Consider the following 19,218-nt stretch of genomic DNA (forward strand, 5'->3'; position numbering starts at 1 on the left):
AGCTGCTCTTAGATAAAAGATATTCAGGAACAGAAAAAGACGCCCAATGAGCGTCTTTTTCTACTTTTTCGCCATATATTTATTCAAAAACGCATCTGCCTCAGAAATTTGTGTGCCTTGGTAATAGTACTTTACAATGTCATCAACCGTTTTGCCTTCTTTGGCCATAAAATTCGCTCCGTATTGGCTCATCCCCACACCGTGGCCAAATCCTCTCGTCGTGACTGTAATTGTGTCTCCATTTCGCTTCCATTCAAAATCGGCGGAGTTGAGACCCAACTTTTCACGTATGTCTCTTCCTTTCAGCGTCTTGCCGTTAATGACGGCAGTTGCGACCTGGTGGCCCGGTGTCTCGCCGGTAATCTTCCCTACTGCGCTAGATCCATCCAGCTTGACGCCAAGCTTTTGCTGAAATTCTGCCGCTGTAAAGGTTTTCGTTTCCTTATATTTCGGAGACTTTTTATCCCATGGGCTTTTGACGCTTTTTAAATATGGGATAGCACTTGTCCAATAAGCTTCTGCATTCTCTGTGTAGCCGTTGCTTGTGGAGAAAAAGGATGCTTCAATCGGCTGGTTGTTGTACGTTAAGATTTTGCCTTGTGTACTGGCTACCGCAGCTGTGATTTTCTTCAGTTTTGTCTCATAGCTTGTGCCCCACTGTTTTTTCAGCTCCGCTTTGTTTTTATACACCTGGAACATCTGTGTATCATCCACCAGTGAGCCTTTAGGAGCCTCAACCGCTGAATTTGACACCATCAGTCTGACAATAAATGTTCTGGCGGCGAGGGCCTGGGCTTTCAGTGCTTCAGATTCAAAGGTTGCCGGCATTTCGGAGGCGACGACTCCAATCACATACTCTTCAAGCGGAATGTTTTCTACGGATTGATTTGCGGTTCGATAGACGGGAATAGAAACAGGTGATGCTTTCAATGTTTCTGCTCCTTTCGATGCTGGTTTCGTGCTGACTGCTGTCTTTTCTGATTCTACACTGGCCCCCGCTTCCTTATTATACTGGAATGGTATAACCAAGAGTGTGGGAACCAAGAGAATCAATGCACATAGTACGGATAGTGTGATTGCGAATTGTTTCATATTCAGCTGCCTCCTGCTCGGGATTCGACTCTAGTCTAGTCTATGGGCAGGAACAAGCTAATATGACTCTCGTTTTGGACAGAAACTTTATTTGTCATTTACGTATTCTTTTTTGCTATTTTGCGCATAATGATGATAATACACAAAAAATAAAAAACCAGTATGCCAGAGTGACATACTGATTTTCAAGTAAGTTTATGCATTTAAGTCAGAAACGACTTCTTTATTCTCTTGCTCAGAAGCAGACTCATCATTTACACGTTCGATGTCTGCGCCCAGAGCGGCAAGCTTCTGATGGAAATCAACGTAACCGCGGTCTAAGTGCTTCAATTCAGTAACACGTGTGTGACCTTCAGCCACTAACCCCGCAAGAATCAGCGCTGCACCTGCACGCAAATCAGTCGCTGCAACTTCAGCTCCCTGAAGCTGTACAGGACCGTTAATGATGACAGAACGTCCTTCAATCTTGATATCACCATTCATACGGCGGAATTCTTCCGCATGCATAAAACGGTTTTCAAAAACGGTTTCTGTAATCATGCTTGTGCCGCTTGCACGAAGCAGAAGCGCCATCATTTGTGACTGCATATCAGTCGGGAAGCCCGGGTGAGGCATTGTTTTGATGTCAATCGGTTTAAGTTCTTTCGGGCCGATGACACGCAGACCTTCACCTTCATCCTTAATTGTTACACCCATCTCTTCCATTTTTGCAATTAAAGAGGTGAGGTGTTCAGGAACCGCTCCTTTTACTAATACGTTTCCTTCAGTGATTGCAGCAGCAACCATAAATGTGCCCGCTTCAATACGGTCAGGAATAATATGGTGTTTTACGCCGTGAAGCTTTTCGACTCCTTCAATTTTGATGGTGCCGGTGCCAGCTCCGCGGATTTTTCCGCCCATGCCGTTGATATAGTTTGCTAAATCAACGATTTCGGGTTCTTTTGCCACGTTTTCCAGCGTTGTTGTTCCTTCAGCTAGAGCGGCTGCCATAATCAGGTTCTCTGTAGCTCCTACACTTGGGAAGTCCAGATAAATTTTTGCGCCTTGCAGTCGGCCTTTTACTTCAGCTTCAATGAAGCCATTACCGACTTTGATTTTTGCGCCCATTGCTTCAAAACCTTTTAAATGCTGATCAATCGGTCTGGAACCAATTGCGCATCCGCCCGGAAGTGCAACTCTTGCATGACCTGTACGCGCAAGAAGCGGCCCCATGACAAGCACAGACGCACGCATTTTACGAACATATTCAAAAGGTGCTTCAGTTTGCAAAGCGTATGAAGCATTTACAGTCACTTCATTATTTTCAAAATGCACATCTGCTCCTAAATGACGCAACACTTCGTTAATTGTATATACATCGGAGAGCGTAGGTACATCACAAATTACGCTTTTTTCTTCACTTGCTAATAAAGATGCAGCGATAACAGGTAAAACGGCATTTTTAGCGCCTTCAACTTTGACTGTGCCGTTTAACTTCTGACCGCCGCGGACGATGATTTTTTCCAAGGTATTCCCCTCCGCGTCCCTAAATTCTCTATATTAATATTCAGTCGTAACGATTGGTGTGCCAACCGTAACGGTATGTTTTCCGCCCATTCCTGCACTTCTAAGTGCAATTTGCAAATTCATTTTATGTTTCGAGGTCATAATGTACTCTTCCCACTCATCTGTAAACGCAGAAATAGAAACGAAATTTGGCTCAACTACATGTTCTACTGATCTTGCTTGAAATTCATTTAATAACTGATTTGCTTTTTTTTGCAAAACAATATTCATATTATCATCTAAGTGACCATTTAGACAAGTAAAAATAACTACTTTTTCTTGGAATATCCCAAGTGTCTCCCGTTCAAACTGTTCATATGTATCATTCCAGCTATCCGGTGTCTCTAGACTCATTTGCTCATATAATAAATACGAAGTTGGATTGTGTTTTTTGAGGGTTGTGACAAGCTGCAGTCTAAAAGAAGTACGATTTTTTTTGTCAGTATATGTGCCAATTGCCTTTACGACTTTATCTTCCTGTGCAATCGTCCAATCATATTGACGATACTCTGATTTTAAACGTTGCACTTTTTGATAAAATTCTTTTTCGGTCAGTGACATGTTTTGTTTTGCATGCAATGTCCACTTATCTATTGACACATCTTGGCGTTCCATCCCCTCTGCCATCTGTGCTAACGGCGTTAATTCACTCGCATGAATGGTATGGAAAACAGCAATGACGAAGCTTAACATGACGGAAATGATAATAGCGTGGCTTACTTGTTTTTTCTTCATGTTCATCTCTCCCCCTTATCCCCAGTTTTACCGGAGGCAAGAGGCGCCATACGTAAAAATCTTCGTCAAAACTCGAGCTATTCGCTTCAACCCGCTTCTCCCAACCATTTAATGAGAATAATGTTCAAAACCTATTAAAATAGATAGGGAAGCTGCTGTGAATAATTGAGGTAATCTAAAAAGAAATTGGCAACGGCCGTTCCAATGGCAATTGTCAGCAAAATCATCAGGAGTCTTGCCTGCACGACTTTGCCTTTTTTGATTAACGGATCTATATTGACGGCTTGCAACGCCCACCAAGTCACTGCTATAAAAATAAGGTGAACGACAATGCCGATTGCAGCCTGCTGTCCCAATACACTCATCTATTACACTCCTTTCTCTGCGTTCATACCCTTTCTTATTATATAAGAAGCACAGATAAAGATGATACATTTTATACAGAACGGAATAATCAGCCAAATCTAGGGCTAATCCCCGCTTAAAGTGCGATTCTTTTACATGGTATACTTTATTGGAAAGGAGCTGGCAAATGTGAATCATTCGTTTTTTCAGCCTGAAAAGCAATATGGTGAGGACCTGCCAATTTTTGATCAGGAATGGGAAGCAATTGCATTCTATTATGATTATAGACAGTCACAGATTGAAGAACTGAATGAATTGTGTCAGTTTTTTAACATTTCTCTTACCTATACGAGAGAAAGCCTTGAAGAGCTTGAAAACCTCTATTTTCAAAGTATACAAGAACTTTTGCTTGCTGATTGGAATCTTCCTATTGAAGAATTCGAGAAAATGATCAGTGTTTATCTTATAGATTGCGTGATTGCCCGCCATGAAGATGCTGAATGGGTTGTAAAACCTTATCCCTATAAAGACGGCGCTTATACACTTGGCTTTAGAAGACATCGCAAATCGTGGCATACAATGAATGCCTGTGATGGTTTATACCTGCGTCCAAAAGAGGATCGCCCGCTGCTGTCGCTGTTTGATTCTCTTGTTCGTTCATAAAAAAATCCTTCTCATAAAGAGAAGGATTTTTTCTTATTTCCCTGCTACATCCAATCTGTTCAAAGCCCGCTGTAACGCAAGCTCAGCCCGACGAATGTCAGTATCATCTGATTGAGTATTCAAACGCTCCTGCGCCCGCTGGCGTGCAGCTTCAGCGCGCTCTTTATCGATGCCTTCCGCTGTCTCGGCAGCCTGGGCAAGGATGGTGACCTGATCAGGACGGACTTCGACAAATCCGCCGCTGACGGCAACCATTTCAGTCTGCCCGTCTTTTTTCAGACGGACAGCGCCGATTTTAAGAGGAGCCACGGTTGGAATATGGCCTGGCAAAATACCGAGATCGCCGCTTTCGGCTCTCACACTCACCATTTCGATATCCGCATCGTATACTGGGCCGTCGGGAGTAACGATATTGACTTTAACGGTCTTCATGCTTTTACCCTCCTAGGACCAGATTAAACTTCTACACCCATTTCTTTTGCTTTCTCAACAACTTCTTCGATACGGCCTACAAGACGGAATGCATCTTCTGGAAGATGGTCATATTTACCGGCTAAGATTTCTTTGAAGCCTTGTACCGTCTCTTTTACAGGCACGTAAGAACCTTTTTGTCCAGTGAACTGTTCAGCCACGTGGAAGTTCTGAGAAAGGAAGAACTGGATACGACGAGCGCGGTGAACGACAAGTTTGTCTTCCTCGCCTAATTCATCCATACCGAGAATCGCAATGATATCTTGAAGCTCTTTGTAACGCTGAAGCGTTGACTGTACTTCACGCGCAACCGCATAGTGCTCTTCTCCAACAATTTCAGGAGCAAGGGCGCGTGATGTAGATGCCAACGGATCAACCGCAGGGTAAATACCCATTTCAGTTAATTTACGCTCAAGGTTTGTTGTCGCATCCAAGTGAGCGAACGTTGTCGCCGGCGCCGGGTCAGTGTAGTCATCGGCAGGCACGTAGATCGCCTGGATAGATGTAACTGATCCAACGTTCGTAGACGTGATACGCTCTTGGAGCTGACCCATCTCAGTTGCAAGCGTCGGCTGATAACCAACCGCTGAAGGCATACGGCCAAGAAGGGCTGAAACCTCTGAACCCGCTTGTGTGAAACGGAAAATGTTATCGATGAAGAACAGTACGTCCTGTCCTTGTACATCACGGAAGTGCTCAGCCATTGTAAGGCCTGTCAAAGCAACACGCATACGTGCGCCCGGCGGCTCGTTCATTTGTCCGAATACCATGGCTGTTTTGTTGATTACGCCAGAGTCACTCATTTCGTAGAAAAGGTCGTTCCCTTCACGAGTACGCTCTCCTACGCCGGCGAATACAGAGATACCGCCGTGCTCTTGCGCGATATTGTTGATTAATTCCTGGATTAATACGGTTTTACCTACACCGGCACCACCGAACAATCCGATTTTACCGCCCTTAATGTAAGGAGCAAGCAAATCAACAACTTTAATACCTGTTTCAAGAATTTCAACTTCTGTTGAAAGCTGATCGAATGAAGGCGCCTGTCTGTGAATCGGATCCTTTTTCGCATCCGCAGGAACCGGCTCATTCAAATCAATATTTTCTCCGAGAACGTTAAATACACGTCCAAGTGTTACATCACCAACCGGTACTGAGATTGGCGCTCCTGTATCTACAGCTTCCATACCGCGCTGAACACCATCTGTAGATGCCATTGCGATTGTACGGACTGTATCATCACCTAAATGAAGAGCGACCTCAAGCGTTAAATCAATACCTACTTCGTTTTCACTTGCAGCTGGCTGTGAAATTTTAATCGCATTATAAATTTCAGGCAAGTGACCGTCTTCAAAACGCACGTCGACGACCGGTCCTAATACCTGGCTAACGCGTCCTTTCTTCATCGCTATCCCTCCTGACAAAATCTTTCTATTCTAAAGCGGCTGCTCCGCCGACAATTTCCGTAATTTCTTGTGTGATGGCTGCTTGGCGAGCGCGGTTGTAAGAAAGCGAAAGTGAATCGATAAGTTCCTTCGCGTTGTCTGTCGCATTTTTCATCGCCGTCATTCTTGCAGCGTGCTCACTTGCTTTACTGTCAAGAAGCGCACCGAAGATTAAGCTTTCTGCATATTGAGGAAGCAAAACCTCCAGAACCTCCTCTTCAGATGGTTCAAATTCATAAGACGCCGTTCTTTTTCCGCCGCCGTTGCCCAAATCAGATAACGGCAGAAGTTTTTTCTCCGTTACTTCTTGAGTAATGGCGCTGACAAAATGGTTATAAACAAGGTGCAATTCATCAAACGCACCGTCTATAAACATTTGGATCGTTTGACGGGCAAGATCTTTAATTTCTGTAAACGTCACTTCATCCCCAAGTCCTGTTAACTCGGAAATGATCGGAATCTCACGTTTCTTAAAGAAATCACGGCCCACTCTTCCGATGGCAATCACCGCATACTCATCCTTAGACTGATGACGTTCTTGCATGGCCTGATAAGCACTCCGTAAAACCGAACTGTTAAAAGCGCCGGCAAGACCGCGGTCAGACGTAATGACAAGGTATGCCGTTTTTTTCACTTCTCTGCTGAGAAGCATCGGATGCTTTACGTTGCCGGAAACTCTTCCGACGTTTGACACAACCTCTTGGATTTTATCCATATATGGCACAAATGATTTTGCATTGTTTTCAGCACGATTCAGCTTAGCCGCAGATACCATCTGCATGGCTTTTGTAATCTGACTTGTTTTTTTCGTTGACGTGATCCTTGACTTAATATCGCGTAATGAGGCCAAAGATTTCACCACCTTTTCTCTTCATCTGCGTAAAAAGAGAGAAAAAGAGAACCTTTTTCTCTCATCAGCATTCGAGTTAGTTGCTTGGTGCAAATAAATGTGCGTTTGAAGCCTTCGATTGCAGCATTGAAGTCTTCATCAGCAGGAAGGTTTCCTGTTTTCGCAATTCCGTCAAGCAGGTCTTTATGGTTTTGGTCAAGGTACATGTAGTACTCTTCTTCAAAACGTCTGATATCCGCCACAGGAATATCATCGAGATATCCTTTTGTCAGCGCATAAAGAATGGCTACTTGCTTTTCAACCGGAAGCGGCTTGTTCAGATCCTGCTTCAGCACTTCAACTGTACGCGCACCGCGGTTCAGTTTTGCCTGAGTCGCTTGGTCGAGGTCAGAACCGAATTGAGCGAATGCTTCCAGCTCACGGTATGACGCAAGGTCAAGACGCAAAGTACCTGATACTTTTTTCATCGCTTTGATTTGCGCTGAGCCGCCGACACGGGATACAGACAATCCGGCATTGATCGCTGGACGTACGCCTGAGAAGAACAAATCAGATTGCAGGAAGATCTGTCCGTCGGTGATGGAAATGACGTTCGTCGGAATATAAGCAGAGATATCTCCGGCTTGTGTTTCTACGAACGGCAGAGCTGTAATTGATCCTGCGCCTTTCGCGTCGCTAAGCTTTGCTGCACGCTCAAGCAGACGGGAATGAAGATAGAATACATCCCCAGGGAACGCTTCACGGCCTGGCGGACGGCGAAGAAGCAAGGACAGCTCACGGTAAGCAGCCGCTTGTTTAGAAAGATCATCGTATACAACAAGAACGTGCTTGCCGCTGTACATAAATTCTTCTGCCATTGTAACCCCAGCATACGGTGCCAGGTACAGAAGCGGTGCCGGCTGTGACGCAGACGCCGTTACAACAATTGTATAATCAAGCGCGCCGTGTTTACGCAATGTTTCTACTACGCCGCGGACTGTTGATTCTTTTTGGCCGATCGCAACATATACGCAGATCATGTCTTGGTCTTTTTGGTTCAGGATCGCATCGATCGCAACAGATGTTTTACCTGTTTGACGGTCACCGATGATCAGCTCACGCTGGCCGCGGCCGATTGGAATCAGTGCATCGATCGCTTTGATACCGGTTTGAAGCGGTTCATGAACGGATTTACGGTCCATAACGCCTGGTGCAGGGCTCTCAATCGGACGAGTTTTGCTTGTAAGGATCGGGCCAAGTCCGTCTACCGGCTGGCCTAACGGATTTACAATACGGCCGATTAACTCTTCACCAACAGGAACCTCCATGATGCGGCCTGTTCTTTTTACTTCGTCTCCCTCACGGATCTCACTGAAAGGTCCTAAGATGACGATACCTACGTTTGATTCTTCAAGGTTTTGAGCCATACCCAAAACACCGTTTGAAAATTCGACAAGTTCACCGGCCATACAGTTGTCAAGGCCGTGCACACGTGCAATACCGTCACCGACTTGGATGACTGTACCTACGTCTTGAACTTCAATATCAGATTGATAATTTTGTATTTGCTGTTTTATCAGCGTGCTAATCTCTTCAGCTTTGATGCTCACTTAGGTTTCACCCCTTCTATCGATTTTCCCCGGCTAATTGACGTTCAATGCGCTGAAGCTTCCCGCTTACGCTGCCGTCATAAATCCGGTTTCCAATGCGGACTTTAATGCCGCCTATTAAATCCGTCTGCACTTCATTTCTGATTCTCAGTGAAGCGACTCCGGCTTTTTTTGCAAACACTTGTGATAATGGTAAAATTTCCGCATCCGTCAGCGGTTTCACTGAATATACGATTGCGTCTTCTGTTTGACGGGCCTCATTTGCGAGTTTGATAAACTCATCTGTGAGCTCAGGCACAATCGCGGCACGATGGCGGTCAATCAAAAGAAAAATCGTATTAAGCACGGACTGTGACAAAGAGCCAAATGCATTTTGGATCAGCTCTTTTTTCTTCGCAGCCGGCACCTTCGGATGGTTCAACACATCATTAAGCGCTTTTTCATTTTGAAATACTTGTTTTACAACAGTTAGCTCTTCTTCTACTTGATTCAGCTGAGCGGACTCATTGGCTATATCAAAAAGAGCTGATGCATATCGTTTAGAGACAGCTGATCCACTCATCGGCTTTCTCCTACCTCTTTAAGATAGTCCTGGATCAATTTCTCTTGCGCTTGTTCATCCAGTTCTTTTTCGATCACTTTCGACGCAATCATGACAGAAAGAGACGCTACTTGCTCACGGAGAGCAGAAACCGCCTGTTCTTTTTCCTTCACGATTTCAGTTCTTGCTGCTTCTTTCAGACGTTCAGATTCTGCACGTGCAGCCTGAATAATCTCTTCTTTTTGCTTCTCTCCCAGTTTCTTTGCGTTTTCGATAAGAGTTTGGGATTCTTGTCTTGCTTCTTTTAAAAGAACGCGCTGCTCTTCAATCAGCTGCTGCGCTTCTTTATTTTTTTCTTCAGCAGACGTAATTTCTCCAGCGATGTGGTCTTCACGCTGTTTCATTATGTTTAATAGCGGCCCTAAAGCGTATTTCTTCAGAAGCGCTAATAAGATTAACATAGCTAACAGTTGGAACAGGATATCTCCGCCGTTAAACGACAATCCTAGTTCAAGTGGTAATTGAGACATCTACTACGGCAACTCCCTTCTGCAGGTTTTTCTTTGCTGATCCAGCAGCCGCACTTGTCTCTTTTCAGCCGGCAAGGCGGGATGCTTATCAGACATAAAGCAATGGCGAAGGTTCTCTTGGAATGATCTTCGCCATTTTTAGTTCATATAAGGCTTTTATGCTTAGCCAAAGAACGCTAAGAATGCGATAACGACAGCGATAATAGGAAGGGCTTCAACTAATGCGATACCCATGAACATAAGAGTTCTCAGTTCTTTACCTGCTTCCGGCTGACGGGCAATCCCCTCTACCGTACGTGAAACAATCAAACCGTTACCAATACCTGCACCAAGTGCGCCTAAACCAATTGCAATCGCAGCTGCTATTAAATTCATGAAAAAGTTCCTCCTTTAAAATGTTATCCGTTTGGATATAATGTTTTAATGATCATGACTGATTTTATGAGACATGTACACCATCGTCAGCATTGTAAAGATAAATGCCTGGATAGCACCAATAAATAAACTGAATGCTTGCCATGCCAGCATCGGCAGAATGGCACCGATTGTACCGACAAGACCGAGAGCCACGCTTTGCGAATAATGGCTTGTTGCTAATCCCGCAAGCAGGCCGAGAAGAATCTCACCGGCGAAGATGTTACCATACAGCCGCAAACCTAGAGTCAGCGTATTCGCAAACTCTTCGATGATTTTCATCGGGAGCATGAATGGAACAGGTCTTAAATAGTCTTTGGAATATTCCTTGAGCCCTTTCATCTTCACACCATAGTAGTGGGTTAAAGCAACAACCATCACGGCTAGCGTTAATGTAATGGCAGGATCGGCTGTCGGAGACTTCCACCAGAGCTCATGTCCGATTGTAATAGAGAACGGCAGCCCCAGCATATTCGACACAAATATGTACATCAGCAATGTGACACCAAGTGCCAAGAAGTTAGCCCCTGTTTTTAAATCCATTGTACTGCCAATAATATTGCGGACGAAATCAACAATCCATTCCATAAAGTTCTGGGCTTTTCCGGGACGGATCGAAAGCGTTCTTGTCGTCAATATAGCAATCAATAAAACAATCACACTCGCCACAGTAATCATCAGAATGTTTGTCAGATTAAAAGTAAGACCTAGAAATTCTATAGTTCTGTAACCATGATTCAAAGGGTTTTCACCTCTCTTCCATTGATGAACGTTTAAGCTGGATAAAGGAATCTATCATAATGACAGGGTATATTGTCATTAATCCAATAACTGTACTTGCCATATGAAAATATTCGGGATTTTTAAAGGCAACAGCCACAGCAAGAATCGCATTGCACCACCGCGCTGCGCTCCCAAGAGATCGTATGGACTTTCCTTTCTCAACAGCTCTGTCAAAAGCATTCATTCTCCTGACGAGCAGTAAAAAATTAAACAAACTGAAAACAGTTCCCAGAATAAGGCCTAAAAAAACGGTTTTATACGCTGTTAAACCATAACCCAGTACATACACTGCCAAAATGAACAATAAATATTTGCGTTGTCTGCTAAATGTAAGCTTGGGATCGTCCATCAATTATCTGTCTCCTGATGAAAAAATAATGTATAGCTTGGATACGGCAAAAATCAGCGGTTAACCCTTAGTAGAAGACCTTTTTTGACCGGCAAAACGGGCCTGTTCGAAAAAATCATTCATCCGCAAGCCTTGCAGGGATGCTGTTTCATTCGCTTAAATAAATCCTCATAATACGGGTTTGCTGAGAGGATTTACATTGAGGATGAGGACTATAATGAAAGCTATGAAAACCTTCTCATAATACCCTCGTTTAGCATACAATAGCCCCTAACATGTGTCAATCTGTTTAAAGTTAAAAAACTTTTTATACTTTACGTCTCCACAGAATGTTCACATTTTCACCTATAATTGTATACAGATTCACCGAATAGCAAAAAACTGGATAAAAAAATGAAACCCCCTTTTGGGGATTTCATTTTTTATTTTGTTCCAAACATGCGGTCACCCGCATCTCCGAGACCTGGAACAATATATCCTTTTTCATTTAATTTTTCATCTAGCGCCGCAATGTAAATATCAACGTCCGAATGATGCTTCTGCAATTCTTCCACACCCTCCGGCGCTGCTACAAGACACATGAAACGGATATTTTTCGCACCGCGTTTTTTAAGGCTGTGAATGGCTTCAACTGCGGAACCGCCTGTAGCGAGCATCGGGTCAACCACGATGAATTCACGCTCTTCCACATCAGAAGGAAGCTTGACATAGTATTCCACGGGTTTTAAGGTTTCTGGATCACGGTAAAGGCCGACATGTCCCACTTTTGCCGCAGGAATCAGCTTTAAAATGCCGTCAACCATTCCCAATCCTGCTCTGAGGATAGGAACCACTCCGAGTTTTTTCCCTGAGATGACTTTCGATTTCGCAGCCTGAACCGGTGTATTGATATCCACTTCTTCCAGAGGAAGATCGCGGGTAATTTCAAATGCCATGAGTGTAGCCACTTCATCTACTAACTCTCTAAAATCCTTCGTACCTGTATTTTCATTCCGTATATATGTCAGCTTGTGCTGAATTAAAGGATGATCAAATACATAAACCTTTCCCATACTGTGTTTCAGCTCCTTTTTTATTGTCCCATCAACAATTACACACTTCTATTGATTCTACAAAAAAAGACATTGAGTTTCAAGAACATCGTCAAAAAACCCGCCGGGCATAAGCCCCAGCGGGTTTTAGGATCTTAATAATCTAATTCTTTATATAAAGGAAATTTATCAGTCAGAGCAGCTACACGCTGTCTTGCTTCTTCAAGTTTTCCTTCGTCTTCGTGGTTTTTCAATGCAAGCGCAATGATAGCACCGACTTCTTCTAATGCGTCTCCGTCAAAACCACGGCTGGTTACAGCAGCTGTCCCAAGACGGATGCCGCTTGTTACGAAAGGTTTTTCAGGATCATATGGAATCGCGTTTTTGTTAGACGTAATACCAATTTCATCAAGTACATGCTCCGCAACCTTACCAGTCAGTCCGAGCGAACGAAGGTCAACAAGGATAAGGTGGTTGTCTGTTCCGCCTGAAACGAGCTGGATGCCCTCTTTCGTTAAGGCTTCAGCCAGACGTTTCGCGTTTGAAATGACGTTTTGTGCATATGTTTTGAAATCGTCCTGCAATACTTCACCGAATGAAACAGCTTTTGCGGCAATAACGTGCATCAGAGGGCCGCCTTGAATTCCAGGGAAGATCGATTTATCAATTTTCTTGCCAAACTCTTCACGGCAAAGGATCATACCGCCGCGAGGACCGCGAAGTGTTTTATGTGTTGTTGTTGTAACGAAATCAGCGTAAGGAACCGGGTTTGGATGAAGGCCTGCCGCAACAAGTCCTGCGATATGTGCCATATCCACCATGAAGTAAGCGCCGACTTCATCAGCAATTTCACGGAATTTCTTAAAGTCGATTGTACGAGGATACGCACTTGCTCCTGCTACGATAAGCTTCGGTTTATGAGCGAGGGCTTTTTCACGCACGTCATCGTAATCAATATATTGAGTTTCTTTATCTACGCCGTACTCAACAAAGTTATATTGAACACCGCTGAAGTTGACTGGGCTTCCGTGTGTTAAATGGCCGCCGTGGGAGAGGTTCATCCCAAGTACAGTATCGCCTTGCTCCAAAATCGTGAAGTACACGGCCATGTTTGCTTGCGCGCCTGAATGAGGCTGAACGTTTACATGCTCCGCTCCAAAGATTTCCTTCGCGCGGTCACGGGCGATATCTTCAACGACATCGACGTGCTCGCATCCGCCGTAGTAGCGTTTGCCCGGATATCCTTCTGCGTACTTATTTGTCAAAACAGATCCTTGTGCTTCCATAACCGCTTCACTTACAAAGTTCTCAGAAGCAATCAATTCGATCTTAGTCTGTTGGCGTTCACGCTCATTTTTAATGGCGTTAAACACTTGTTCGTCTTGCGCAGGTAAATGTTTCATCAGCGAGATCCTCTCCTATCCGTATCCTGTTCTTTGTTTTTACCATCACTATTGTACATGGTTTTTAAGGCCGATGTAAAAGATTATTTTTAAAAAATCTAAATTTTTATTGGTAAAAACGAATATTAATAACTTAAATTTAATTTAAAGTTCGGAATTTATTTCACTGTCTTAAAATAAAAGAAAAGACTGGCTATGCAGTCCTTTCATTCGCACTCATAAACCGCCCGCACTCCGCCGATTAGTTTCGGCCGTGTACGCGCCAATGTCACATGAGCTGAACCGAGGCTGTTTTGAGAGACACGCACAGGGACAGCCACCGGCTTCAGATGCATGCCGATAAACGTATCGCCTATATCAATTCCGGCGTCAGCCTGAATGGTTTCAACAAGAACAGGAGACTTCATCTGCTTAAACGCATAAGACGCCATCGCGCCGCCCGCTTTTGGAACGGGCACGGCAGAAACGGTTGGAAGCCTGAACAGCTTGGCTGTTTCTGCTTCGACGACAAGCGCTCTGTTTAAATGCTCGCAGCATTGAAACGCCAGATGGACTCCCGTTTTTTCCCGGAGCTCAGCAAGTCCGCTGTAGATGCTTTCAGCGATATCTACACTGCCCGATGTGCCGATCCGGCTGCCGGCCACTTCGCTCGTGCTGCATCCAAGGACGAAGAGCTGATCTTGTTTCAATTCCGCTTGGTCCTGAAACTCAGACAGCATCGTCTTCCACGTTTGTTTCAACTCATTCATTAAACAGCACCCCTACAGGTTTTTCTCTTCATAATCTGAGATTTTTCCAATACGCGTTTGGTGTCTTCCCCCGGTAAACTCAGTAGTCAGCCAGATTTTTGCGATTTCCCGAGCCAAACCAGGTCCGATCACCCGTTCACCCATCGCAAGGATGTTTGTGTCATTATGCTCCCTCGTCGCCTTCGCGCTGAAGGTATCGTGCGCCAGCGCGCAGCGAATCCCTTTTACTTTATTAGCGGAAATGCTCATGCCGATGCCTGTCCCGCAAATTAAAATGCCTCTGTCAACTTCGCCGCTAACCACTTTTTCGGCCACCGGAAAAGCATAATCCGGATAATCGACAGAGCCGCTGCCGCAGTCACAGCCCATATCAATATATTCAATTTGCAATTCGTCCATTAACTCTTTGATTTCATTTCGAATGTGAACGCCGCCATGATCCGATGCAATGGCTACTTTCATCTGCTTTTCCTCCCAGCGTGTGTGATGCGGCCCGCCCGCTTTATTGACCGCGCAGCCTGTCCGCTCTTTGATTCACACCATATGATGTGCTTTTCACTATATTCTACTCCTTCACGCAGGATTTGCAAATGACCTGTTTGCAGATTTTCTGACAACTTATCTACGGTCTTTTTTCAGCTGTTTTGCCAGCTGCCGAAGAAGCTCTTCAAGCTCATCTCGCGTTTGTTTATAGATGTCAATTGAGCCGCCGAACGGATCGAGGACATCACCATGGCTGCCTGTGACATATTCTTTTAACGTAAACACTTTATCACGATAACGTCCAAATTGGCTGGCAATGATCTGCTTGTGCTGATGGGTCATAGCCAGAACCAAATCAGCCGACTCCATATGTTCTTCAGTTAATGGAGAAGACACATGATTAAGGGCAATGTGTTTTTCAAACAGCGCTTCGACTGCATGAGGCGTCGCTTTCCCATTAGGTGAAGCAAACACGCCTGCCGAGCGGACATTGACATTCAGCCCTTCCATTTCTGCAATTGATTTAAAAAGCGCCTCAGCCATTGGGCTGCGGCACGTATTTCCAGTACAGACAAAAATAATATCCATGTCAGTCACCCCTTATTTTTCTCTATTATATATGAAGAAAAAAGAAACGGCGACTTCGTTTCTTTTATTGGTATATTAAATTGGCAAAAGCAGCTTTAATCCAAACACGATTAATATGATGCCCCCGAGCGCTTCGCTGTATGTGCCAAGCCATGACTGCACTTGTTTTCCGACCAGCAGGCCCAGCCATGTCAACATCATGCTGAACAGCCCGAACAGGGTAATTGTGAGGAGCGGATGCGAGCCGTATATCCCCAAGCTCAAGCCGACGGAAAAGCTGTCAAGGCTGACGCCGATGGCAAACAGCAATAAGCCCGGCCCTGCCGGTGACATGAATCGTTCTTCTGACTGTTTAAAAGAGGCCATAAGCATTTGAACCCCAAGAACAAAAAGCAGCGCCCCACCGATATAAACCGCTAACACGCCGAGGAGCCCTGACAGCATGTTACCGGCCGCCATCCCTGCGAGAGGCATGATGACGTGAAAGAGGCCGATGATGAAACCAATATAGAATATCTGCTTCTTTCTAAGTTTGACCATGCCCATTCCAAGGCCGACAGAAAAAGCATCCATCCCTAAAGCAAACGCCATGATGCTTAATGTAATCAGTTCGCCTATAAACAAATCCGACATACATAAATAACCCCCTTGGACACGCCCCGCTTTTTTAGCCTATGCGTGTCCAAAAAGGGTTAGAACATCTGACTGCTTTCAGCGAATCACTCTTCCTCCGGCGGCTTTCATCAGCCTGTTCATAATAGCAAGACCGACACCTGTATCCGGAAAGGATTCCGCTATAATGAAATCCACCTTATTCTCATCAAAGCTGCGCAAAGCATCATACAGCCCTGCCGCAACAGTCTCAAGCTGAGCCCGTCTTCCGCAGCTCTTCACATAATCAGCGGAATAAACGCCCGCGTTTTCTTCTGTCGTCAGGACACCGACCCGTCTTCCGCCCTGTTGATATTCTTGAATGAGGTGCTGAATGCGCTCTGGGCTGCCTTCGCAAATGGCAAGAGGCGCTGTCGGCGCATAATGTGTATATTTCATCCCTGGAGAAATCGGCTTCTCGTTTTGATCGCTGAGCCCTTTATCCACATGAATCGGCCCGATCACCGCTTCAATTTGTTCCTTCGTAATGCCGCCAGGACGCAAGAGAACAGGGATGTCGTCCGCACATGAAAGCACAGTTGATTCGACCCCGATTCCGGTAGGGCCTCCATCCATAATACCGGCTATGCGGCCATCCAAGTCGTGAACCACATGCTCCGCTTTTGTGGGACTTGGCTTGCCTGATAGATTGGCGCTCGGTGCTGCAATCGGCAGTCCCGATTCGCGAATCAATGCAAGGGCAAGCGGGTGATCCGGCATTCTAATGGCAACCGTTTCAAGACCTGCCGTTACACGAGGTGAAAGCGCACCAGGTTTGCAAGGCAGAATGAGCGTAAGTGCTCCCGGCCAAAACCGTTTCATCAATGTTTTCGCCTTTTCCGGCGCTGGGCCCGTTAAATCCTCAAGCTGGCTGATATCCGCAATGTGGACAATCAGGGGATTATCGCTCGGCCGCCCTTTCGCCTCATATATTTTTTTGACGGCATCCGTATTTTTTGCGTTTGCGCCTAGGCCATATACTGTTTCTGTCGGAAAGGCAACGACCTCATTTTCTCGGAGCAAAGCGGCTGCTTGTGCAATTTGTGGATCATTTGTGGATAACTCGTCAGTTACATCCACAAACCATCTTTTCGTTTTCATTTCTGACCAAACTCCTTATTCACAACAATAAAACGATTGTTTTACGCGTGTAATCCTTTTGAAAGTATAAAAGATGTCCTGTAATAAAACAAGCGTTATCCACAAATTGTGGACAACGCTAATGAAGAAGTGGATAAGTATGTGTATAAACTGCACTTATCCAGACGCTTTTTTCATCAAAACGGCTCCTTCTGTTTGCCGCGATTCACAGAAGTGATCAGAAGAAAACAGCTCCTCCGGTACACTCTCAGCTCTTTCAAAACCCATGGCCGTCAAAAAGTCCGCAGAGGAATGCTGATTTGCTACTAGGTACACGGTTTTGATCTGATGCTTTTCGCACAGCACCTCCATGCTTTGAAAAAGCGTGACGATGTGGCCTTGGTGAAGCTTGTCCGATATGACAAGTGATCGCAGCAGCCCCTGGTCACAGCTTATTTTTTCAATACCGAGGCATCCGGCAATGTTTTTCTCACTGTCCTCCAGCATAAGAAATTGAGTGAAGCCTTCTTTCACGCCTTCATAGCTGGTTTTTGCCTGTTTTAAAAATGCCTCGAGCACATCTCCGTCTTTTTCCCTTGCCACCCGCAGTTGATAAAACATCCGTTCACCCCGTTTTTGCGTTCTTTCTTCCAATCTATGAGGCAAATCTATTTTTAGACCAGATGATTAGGAAAAAAGGTCGGAAATCCATTCGACTAAAAAGAATTTCACTTCTGTGCCGTCTTCTTTTTCTTCGTTCTCTTCTTTTTTGGCTTTTTCCGCTTTAGCGGTTACGTCCTCAAGCACTTTTTCAGTCTGCTTTTTTGAGGCTTCTTTATCTTCTTGTTCTTTGACGGCTTCCCCGTTAGAAAAATCGAGAAAGCAGAGGGGCGGGAACAGCACACACCACCAGTTGGCGCCGTCTCCGTTTCCAAGCGTAATCAAAATCGCTTCATACTCACCGGCAGGATATACCATGTTGCCGTAAAGCTTTGTCGGAAACGAGATTTTGTCAAAATCAACGGATATCGACTGATTCGCTCCTTCTTTCTCCATTGTTTCCTTTGCAATTGCTTTGATTTCAGGCAGCTTTGAACGAATCACGCGACGCGCTTCTTCAATAGAAGTAATATCCTTTACCCAAGTTGTGATTTCTTTATTCACCGCGTCTCTTATATGACGTTTTAATTGCTGGTCTTGATCACTATCGCTGTTTGCCAATATTCTCAAACGAATCGCCTGATCCGGTATGACCACCGGCTGATTTTCCGATTTCTGTGCCGTCTCTTCTTTTGCCAGCCCTACGAGCGCTCCAGATAATAAAAGAAAGATATATATACAAATGATTACTGTTTTTTTCATCGGTCCCCACCGTTCCTCTCCGTGCTTTGTTTCTAGCCCTATTATGGACAAGGAGAGCCGGGGGTAAACGTGCAGGGTGAAAAAAATCTAGCAAGCTGTTAATCTTATTTATGGTACGATAGTGTTTTAGGAGGTTTAAGATGAAATACAATTATACAGTGCTGTTATCAGCATTCACGATGTCCGTTCTTTATTCAGTAATTTATATTCATTCATTTATCATTGCCGCTCTCATCACAATGGCATTTTATTTTCTGTTTCCTTATTTGATCTTCGCACTGCCGCTTCAAATCATGATGAATAAAAAGCCGAAACGGTTCAGCCCTTTGTATCTGCTGTATTACCTTGCCGCTGCTTTTATTGCCAACGCGATCATTTTCGGCGTGCTTCAGCCTTCGGGACAATCTTTGTTTCAAAATACAGCCTTCTATCTTTTCGCTGTATTAACAGCTCTTATCTATTGGATATGGGATTCTGTTTTACTGCAAAAAAAGGAAGCCTAAGAGGCTTCCTTTTTTA

Annotated in this window: 23 protein-coding genes and 1 pseudogene; 2 read left to right on the forward strand and 22 right to left on the reverse strand. The window is 44.7% G+C overall.

Translation table 11 applies throughout. The features are described from left to right. Positions 1 to 60: 60 nt before the first annotated feature. The 4 genes from spoIID to NSQ83_RS19400 all read right to left on the reverse strand — a co-directional run bounded on the left by spoIID (position 61) and on the right by NSQ83_RS19400 (position 3,737). Positions 61 to 1,092 (reverse strand): stage II sporulation protein D, encoded by a 1,032-nt coding sequence (gene spoIID, locus NSQ83_RS19385; RefSeq protein ID WP_198878432.1) that lies wholly within the window; start codon positions 1,090 to 1,092, stop codon positions 61 to 63. A 195-nt stretch (positions 1,093 to 1,287) separates the two neighbouring features. Continuing rightward, the gene (gene murA / locus NSQ83_RS19390; RefSeq protein ID WP_029726057.1) at positions 1,288 to 2,598 is read right to left on the reverse strand and encodes a UDP-N-acetylglucosamine 1-carboxyvinyltransferase; all 1,311 of its coding nucleotides are present in this window, start codon (positions 2,596 to 2,598) and stop codon (positions 1,288 to 1,290) included. Between the two features lie 33 nt (positions 2,599 to 2,631). Beyond that, positions 2,632 to 3,372: a YwmB family TATA-box binding protein gene (locus NSQ83_RS19395; RefSeq protein WP_019712590.1), complete on the reverse strand. Its 741-nt coding sequence runs from the start codon at positions 3,370 to 3,372 to the stop codon at positions 2,632 to 2,634. 134 nt (positions 3,373 to 3,506) lie between these two features. After that, on the reverse strand, positions 3,507 to 3,737 hold the full coding sequence (locus NSQ83_RS19400) for a DUF1146 family protein (RefSeq protein WP_003227691.1): 231 nt from the start codon (positions 3,735 to 3,737) through the stop codon (positions 3,507 to 3,509). Positions 3,738 to 3,906: 169 nt separating this feature from the next. Between NSQ83_RS19400 and NSQ83_RS19405 the strand changes: the two genes are divergently transcribed. Further along, positions 3,907 to 4,380 carry a hypothetical protein gene (locus NSQ83_RS19405; protein WP_003243900.1) on the forward strand — a complete coding sequence of 158 codons (474 nt, stop codon included), beginning with the start codon at positions 3,907 to 3,909 and terminating at the stop codon, positions 4,378 to 4,380. A gap of 33 nt (positions 4,381 to 4,413) precedes the next feature. Here NSQ83_RS19405 and NSQ83_RS19410 read toward each other — a convergent pair whose 3' ends face one another. The 18 genes and pseudogenes from NSQ83_RS19410 to spoIIR form a co-directional block, all read right to left on the reverse strand. Next, positions 4,414 to 4,812 carry a F0F1 ATP synthase subunit epsilon gene (locus NSQ83_RS19410; RefSeq protein ID WP_021480810.1) on the reverse strand — a complete coding sequence of 133 codons (399 nt, stop codon included), beginning with the start codon at positions 4,810 to 4,812 and terminating at the stop codon, positions 4,414 to 4,416. 23 nt (positions 4,813 to 4,835) lie between these two features. After that, entirely contained in the window at positions 4,836 to 6,257 is a 1,422-nt protein-coding gene (gene atpD / locus NSQ83_RS19415) for a F0F1 ATP synthase subunit beta (RefSeq protein ID WP_003227686.1), read from the reverse strand. Between the two features lie 25 nt (positions 6,258 to 6,282). After that, entirely contained in the window at positions 6,283 to 7,146 is an 864-nt protein-coding gene (gene atpG / locus NSQ83_RS19420) for an ATP synthase F1 subunit gamma (RefSeq protein ID WP_032727048.1), read from the reverse strand. Positions 7,147 to 7,241: 95 nt separating this feature from the next. After that, positions 7,242 to 8,735: pseudogene (gene atpA, locus NSQ83_RS19425) on the reverse strand (F0F1 ATP synthase subunit alpha); the annotation flags it as partial. Positions 8,736 to 8,751: 16 nt separating this feature from the next. After that, positions 8,752 to 9,297 (reverse strand): F0F1 ATP synthase subunit delta, encoded by a 546-nt coding sequence (locus tag NSQ83_RS19430; protein WP_003227679.1) that lies wholly within the window; start codon positions 9,295 to 9,297, stop codon positions 8,752 to 8,754. Next, positions 9,294 to 9,806: a F0F1 ATP synthase subunit B gene (gene atpF / locus NSQ83_RS19435; protein ID WP_003244051.1), complete on the reverse strand. Its 513-nt coding sequence runs from the start codon at positions 9,804 to 9,806 to the stop codon at positions 9,294 to 9,296. The genes NSQ83_RS19430 and atpF overlap by 4 nt, the downstream gene beginning before the upstream one ends. A 162-nt stretch (positions 9,807 to 9,968) precedes the next feature. Then, positions 9,969 to 10,181, reverse strand: coding sequence for a F0F1 ATP synthase subunit C (gene atpE / locus NSQ83_RS19440; protein ID WP_003151167.1), 213 nt, complete (start codon positions 10,179 to 10,181; stop codon positions 9,969 to 9,971). Between the two features lie 45 nt (positions 10,182 to 10,226). Then, positions 10,227 to 10,961: a F0F1 ATP synthase subunit A gene (atpB, locus tag NSQ83_RS19445; protein WP_003242621.1), complete on the reverse strand. Its 735-nt coding sequence runs from the start codon at positions 10,959 to 10,961 to the stop codon at positions 10,227 to 10,229. Between the two features lie 7 nt (positions 10,962 to 10,968). Continuing rightward, positions 10,969 to 11,352, reverse strand: coding sequence for an ATP synthase subunit I (gene atpI / locus NSQ83_RS19450; RefSeq protein ID WP_024571492.1), 384 nt, complete (start codon positions 11,350 to 11,352; stop codon positions 10,969 to 10,971). Positions 11,353 to 11,774: 422 nt separating this feature from the next. Then, on the reverse strand, positions 11,775 to 12,404 hold the full coding sequence (upp, locus tag NSQ83_RS19455) for a uracil phosphoribosyltransferase (protein WP_003227670.1): 630 nt from the start codon (positions 12,402 to 12,404) through the stop codon (positions 11,775 to 11,777). Between the two features lie 134 nt (positions 12,405 to 12,538). Then, the gene (gene glyA / locus NSQ83_RS19460; protein WP_003227669.1) at positions 12,539 to 13,786 is read right to left on the reverse strand and encodes a serine hydroxymethyltransferase; all 1,248 of its coding nucleotides are present in this window, start codon (positions 13,784 to 13,786) and stop codon (positions 12,539 to 12,541) included. Positions 13,787 to 13,992: 206 nt separating this feature from the next. After that, positions 13,993 to 14,535, reverse strand: a complete 543-nt coding sequence (locus tag NSQ83_RS19465; protein ID WP_106073312.1) for a TIGR01440 family protein — start codon at positions 14,533 to 14,535, stop codon at positions 13,993 to 13,995. A 12-nt stretch (positions 14,536 to 14,547) separates the two neighbouring features. Continuing rightward, positions 14,548 to 14,997, reverse strand: coding sequence for a ribose 5-phosphate isomerase B (gene rpiB / locus NSQ83_RS19470; protein WP_003221910.1), 450 nt, complete (start codon positions 14,995 to 14,997; stop codon positions 14,548 to 14,550). Positions 14,998 to 15,153: 156 nt separating this feature from the next. Continuing rightward, a complete protein-coding gene (prpB, locus tag NSQ83_RS19475) occupies positions 15,154 to 15,606 on the reverse strand; it encodes a protein arginine phosphatase PrpB (protein WP_014478261.1) in 453 nt (150 codons plus the stop codon). A 75-nt stretch (positions 15,607 to 15,681) separates the two neighbouring features. Then, a complete protein-coding gene (locus tag NSQ83_RS19480) occupies positions 15,682 to 16,239 on the reverse strand; it encodes a manganese efflux pump MntP family protein (RefSeq protein WP_003227661.1) in 558 nt (185 codons plus the stop codon). Positions 16,240 to 16,317: 78 nt separating this feature from the next. After that, complete coding sequence (locus NSQ83_RS19485) at positions 16,318 to 17,358, reverse strand: L-threonylcarbamoyladenylate synthase (protein WP_198878431.1); 1,041 nt, start codon at positions 17,356 to 17,358, stop codon at positions 16,318 to 16,320. Between the two features lie 156 nt (positions 17,359 to 17,514). After that, on the reverse strand, positions 17,515 to 17,958 hold the full coding sequence (locus tag NSQ83_RS19490; RefSeq protein ID WP_003244265.1) for a hypothetical protein: 444 nt from the start codon (positions 17,956 to 17,958) through the stop codon (positions 17,515 to 17,517). Between the two features lie 66 nt (positions 17,959 to 18,024). Then, positions 18,025 to 18,699: a stage II sporulation protein R gene (spoIIR, locus tag NSQ83_RS19495; protein WP_003227654.1), complete on the reverse strand. Its 675-nt coding sequence runs from the start codon at positions 18,697 to 18,699 to the stop codon at positions 18,025 to 18,027. Between the two features lie 140 nt (positions 18,700 to 18,839). On the opposite strand from spoIIR, the gene NSQ83_RS19500 reads away from it, so the two are divergent. After that, positions 18,840 to 19,202, forward strand: coding sequence for a UPF0715 family protein (locus NSQ83_RS19500; protein WP_014478265.1), 363 nt, complete (start codon positions 18,840 to 18,842; stop codon positions 19,200 to 19,202). The last annotated feature ends 16 nt before the right edge of the window (positions 19,203 to 19,218 follow it).

This window comes from Bacillus sp. PS217 (genome assembly GCF_037963535.1).
In the GTDB taxonomy this organism is placed as follows: Bacteria; Bacillota; Bacilli; order Bacillales; family Bacillaceae; genus Bacillus; species Bacillus subtilis.

What these genes read in the sequence shown, in the direction of transcription:
- spoIID (WP_198878432.1), bottom strand. Translation starts at nt 1,092, where the DNA reads ATGAAACAATTCGCAATCACACTATCCGTACTATGTGCATTGATTCTC.
- NSQ83_RS19395 (WP_019712590.1), bottom strand. Translation starts at nt 3,372, where the DNA reads ATGAAGAAAAAACAAGTAAGCCACGCTATTATCATTTCCGTCATGTTA.
- NSQ83_RS19400 (WP_003227691.1), bottom strand. Translation starts at nt 3,737, where the DNA reads ATGAGTGTATTGGGACAGCAGGCTGCAATCGGCATTGTCGTTCACCTT.
- NSQ83_RS19410 (WP_021480810.1), bottom strand. Translation starts at nt 4,812, where the DNA reads ATGAAGACCGTTAAAGTCAATATCGTTACTCCCGACGGCCCAGTATAC.
- atpD (WP_003227686.1), bottom strand. Translation starts at nt 6,257, where the DNA reads ATGAAGAAAGGACGCGTTAGCCAGGTATTAGGACCGGTCGTCGACGTG.
- NSQ83_RS19430 (WP_003227679.1), bottom strand. Translation starts at nt 9,297, where the DNA reads ATGAGTGGATCAGCTGTCTCTAAACGATATGCATCAGCTCTTTTTGAT.
- atpF (WP_003244051.1), bottom strand. Translation starts at nt 9,806, where the DNA reads ATGTCTCAATTACCACTTGAACTAGGATTGTCGTTTAACGGCGGAGAT.
- atpE (WP_003151167.1), bottom strand. Translation starts at nt 10,181, where the DNA reads ATGAATTTAATAGCAGCTGCGATTGCAATTGGTTTAGGCGCACTTGGT.
- atpI (WP_024571492.1), bottom strand. Translation starts at nt 11,352, where the DNA reads ATGGACGATCCCAAGCTTACATTTAGCAGACAACGCAAATATTTATTG.
- upp (WP_003227670.1), bottom strand. Translation starts at nt 12,404, where the DNA reads ATGGGAAAGGTTTATGTATTTGATCATCCTTTAATTCAGCACAAGCTG.
- glyA (WP_003227669.1), bottom strand. Translation starts at nt 13,786, where the DNA reads ATGAAACATTTACCTGCGCAAGACGAACAAGTGTTTAACGCCATTAAA.
- NSQ83_RS19465 (WP_106073312.1), bottom strand. Translation starts at nt 14,535, where the DNA reads ATGAATGAGTTGAAACAAACGTGGAAGACGATGCTGTCTGAGTTTCAG.
- rpiB (WP_003221910.1), bottom strand. Translation starts at nt 14,997, where the DNA reads ATGAAAGTAGCCATTGCATCGGATCATGGCGGCGTTCACATTCGAAAT.
- prpB (WP_014478261.1), bottom strand. Translation starts at nt 15,606, where the DNA reads ATGGATATTATTTTTGTCTGTACTGGAAATACGTGCCGCAGCCCAATG.
- NSQ83_RS19480 (WP_003227661.1), bottom strand. Translation starts at nt 16,239, where the DNA reads ATGTCGGATTTGTTTATAGGCGAACTGATTACATTAAGCATCATGGCG.
- NSQ83_RS19485 (WP_198878431.1), bottom strand. Translation starts at nt 17,358, where the DNA reads ATGAAAACGAAAAGATGGTTTGTGGATGTAACTGACGAGTTATCCACA.
- NSQ83_RS19490 (WP_003244265.1), bottom strand. Translation starts at nt 17,958, where the DNA reads ATGTTTTATCAACTGCGGGTGGCAAGGGAAAAAGACGGAGATGTGCTC.
- spoIIR (WP_003227654.1), bottom strand. Translation starts at nt 18,699, where the DNA reads ATGAAAAAAACAGTAATCATTTGTATATATATCTTTCTTTTATTATCT.
- NSQ83_RS19500 (WP_014478265.1), top strand. Translation starts at nt 18,840, where the DNA reads ATGAAATACAATTATACAGTGCTGTTATCAGCATTCACGATGTCCGTT.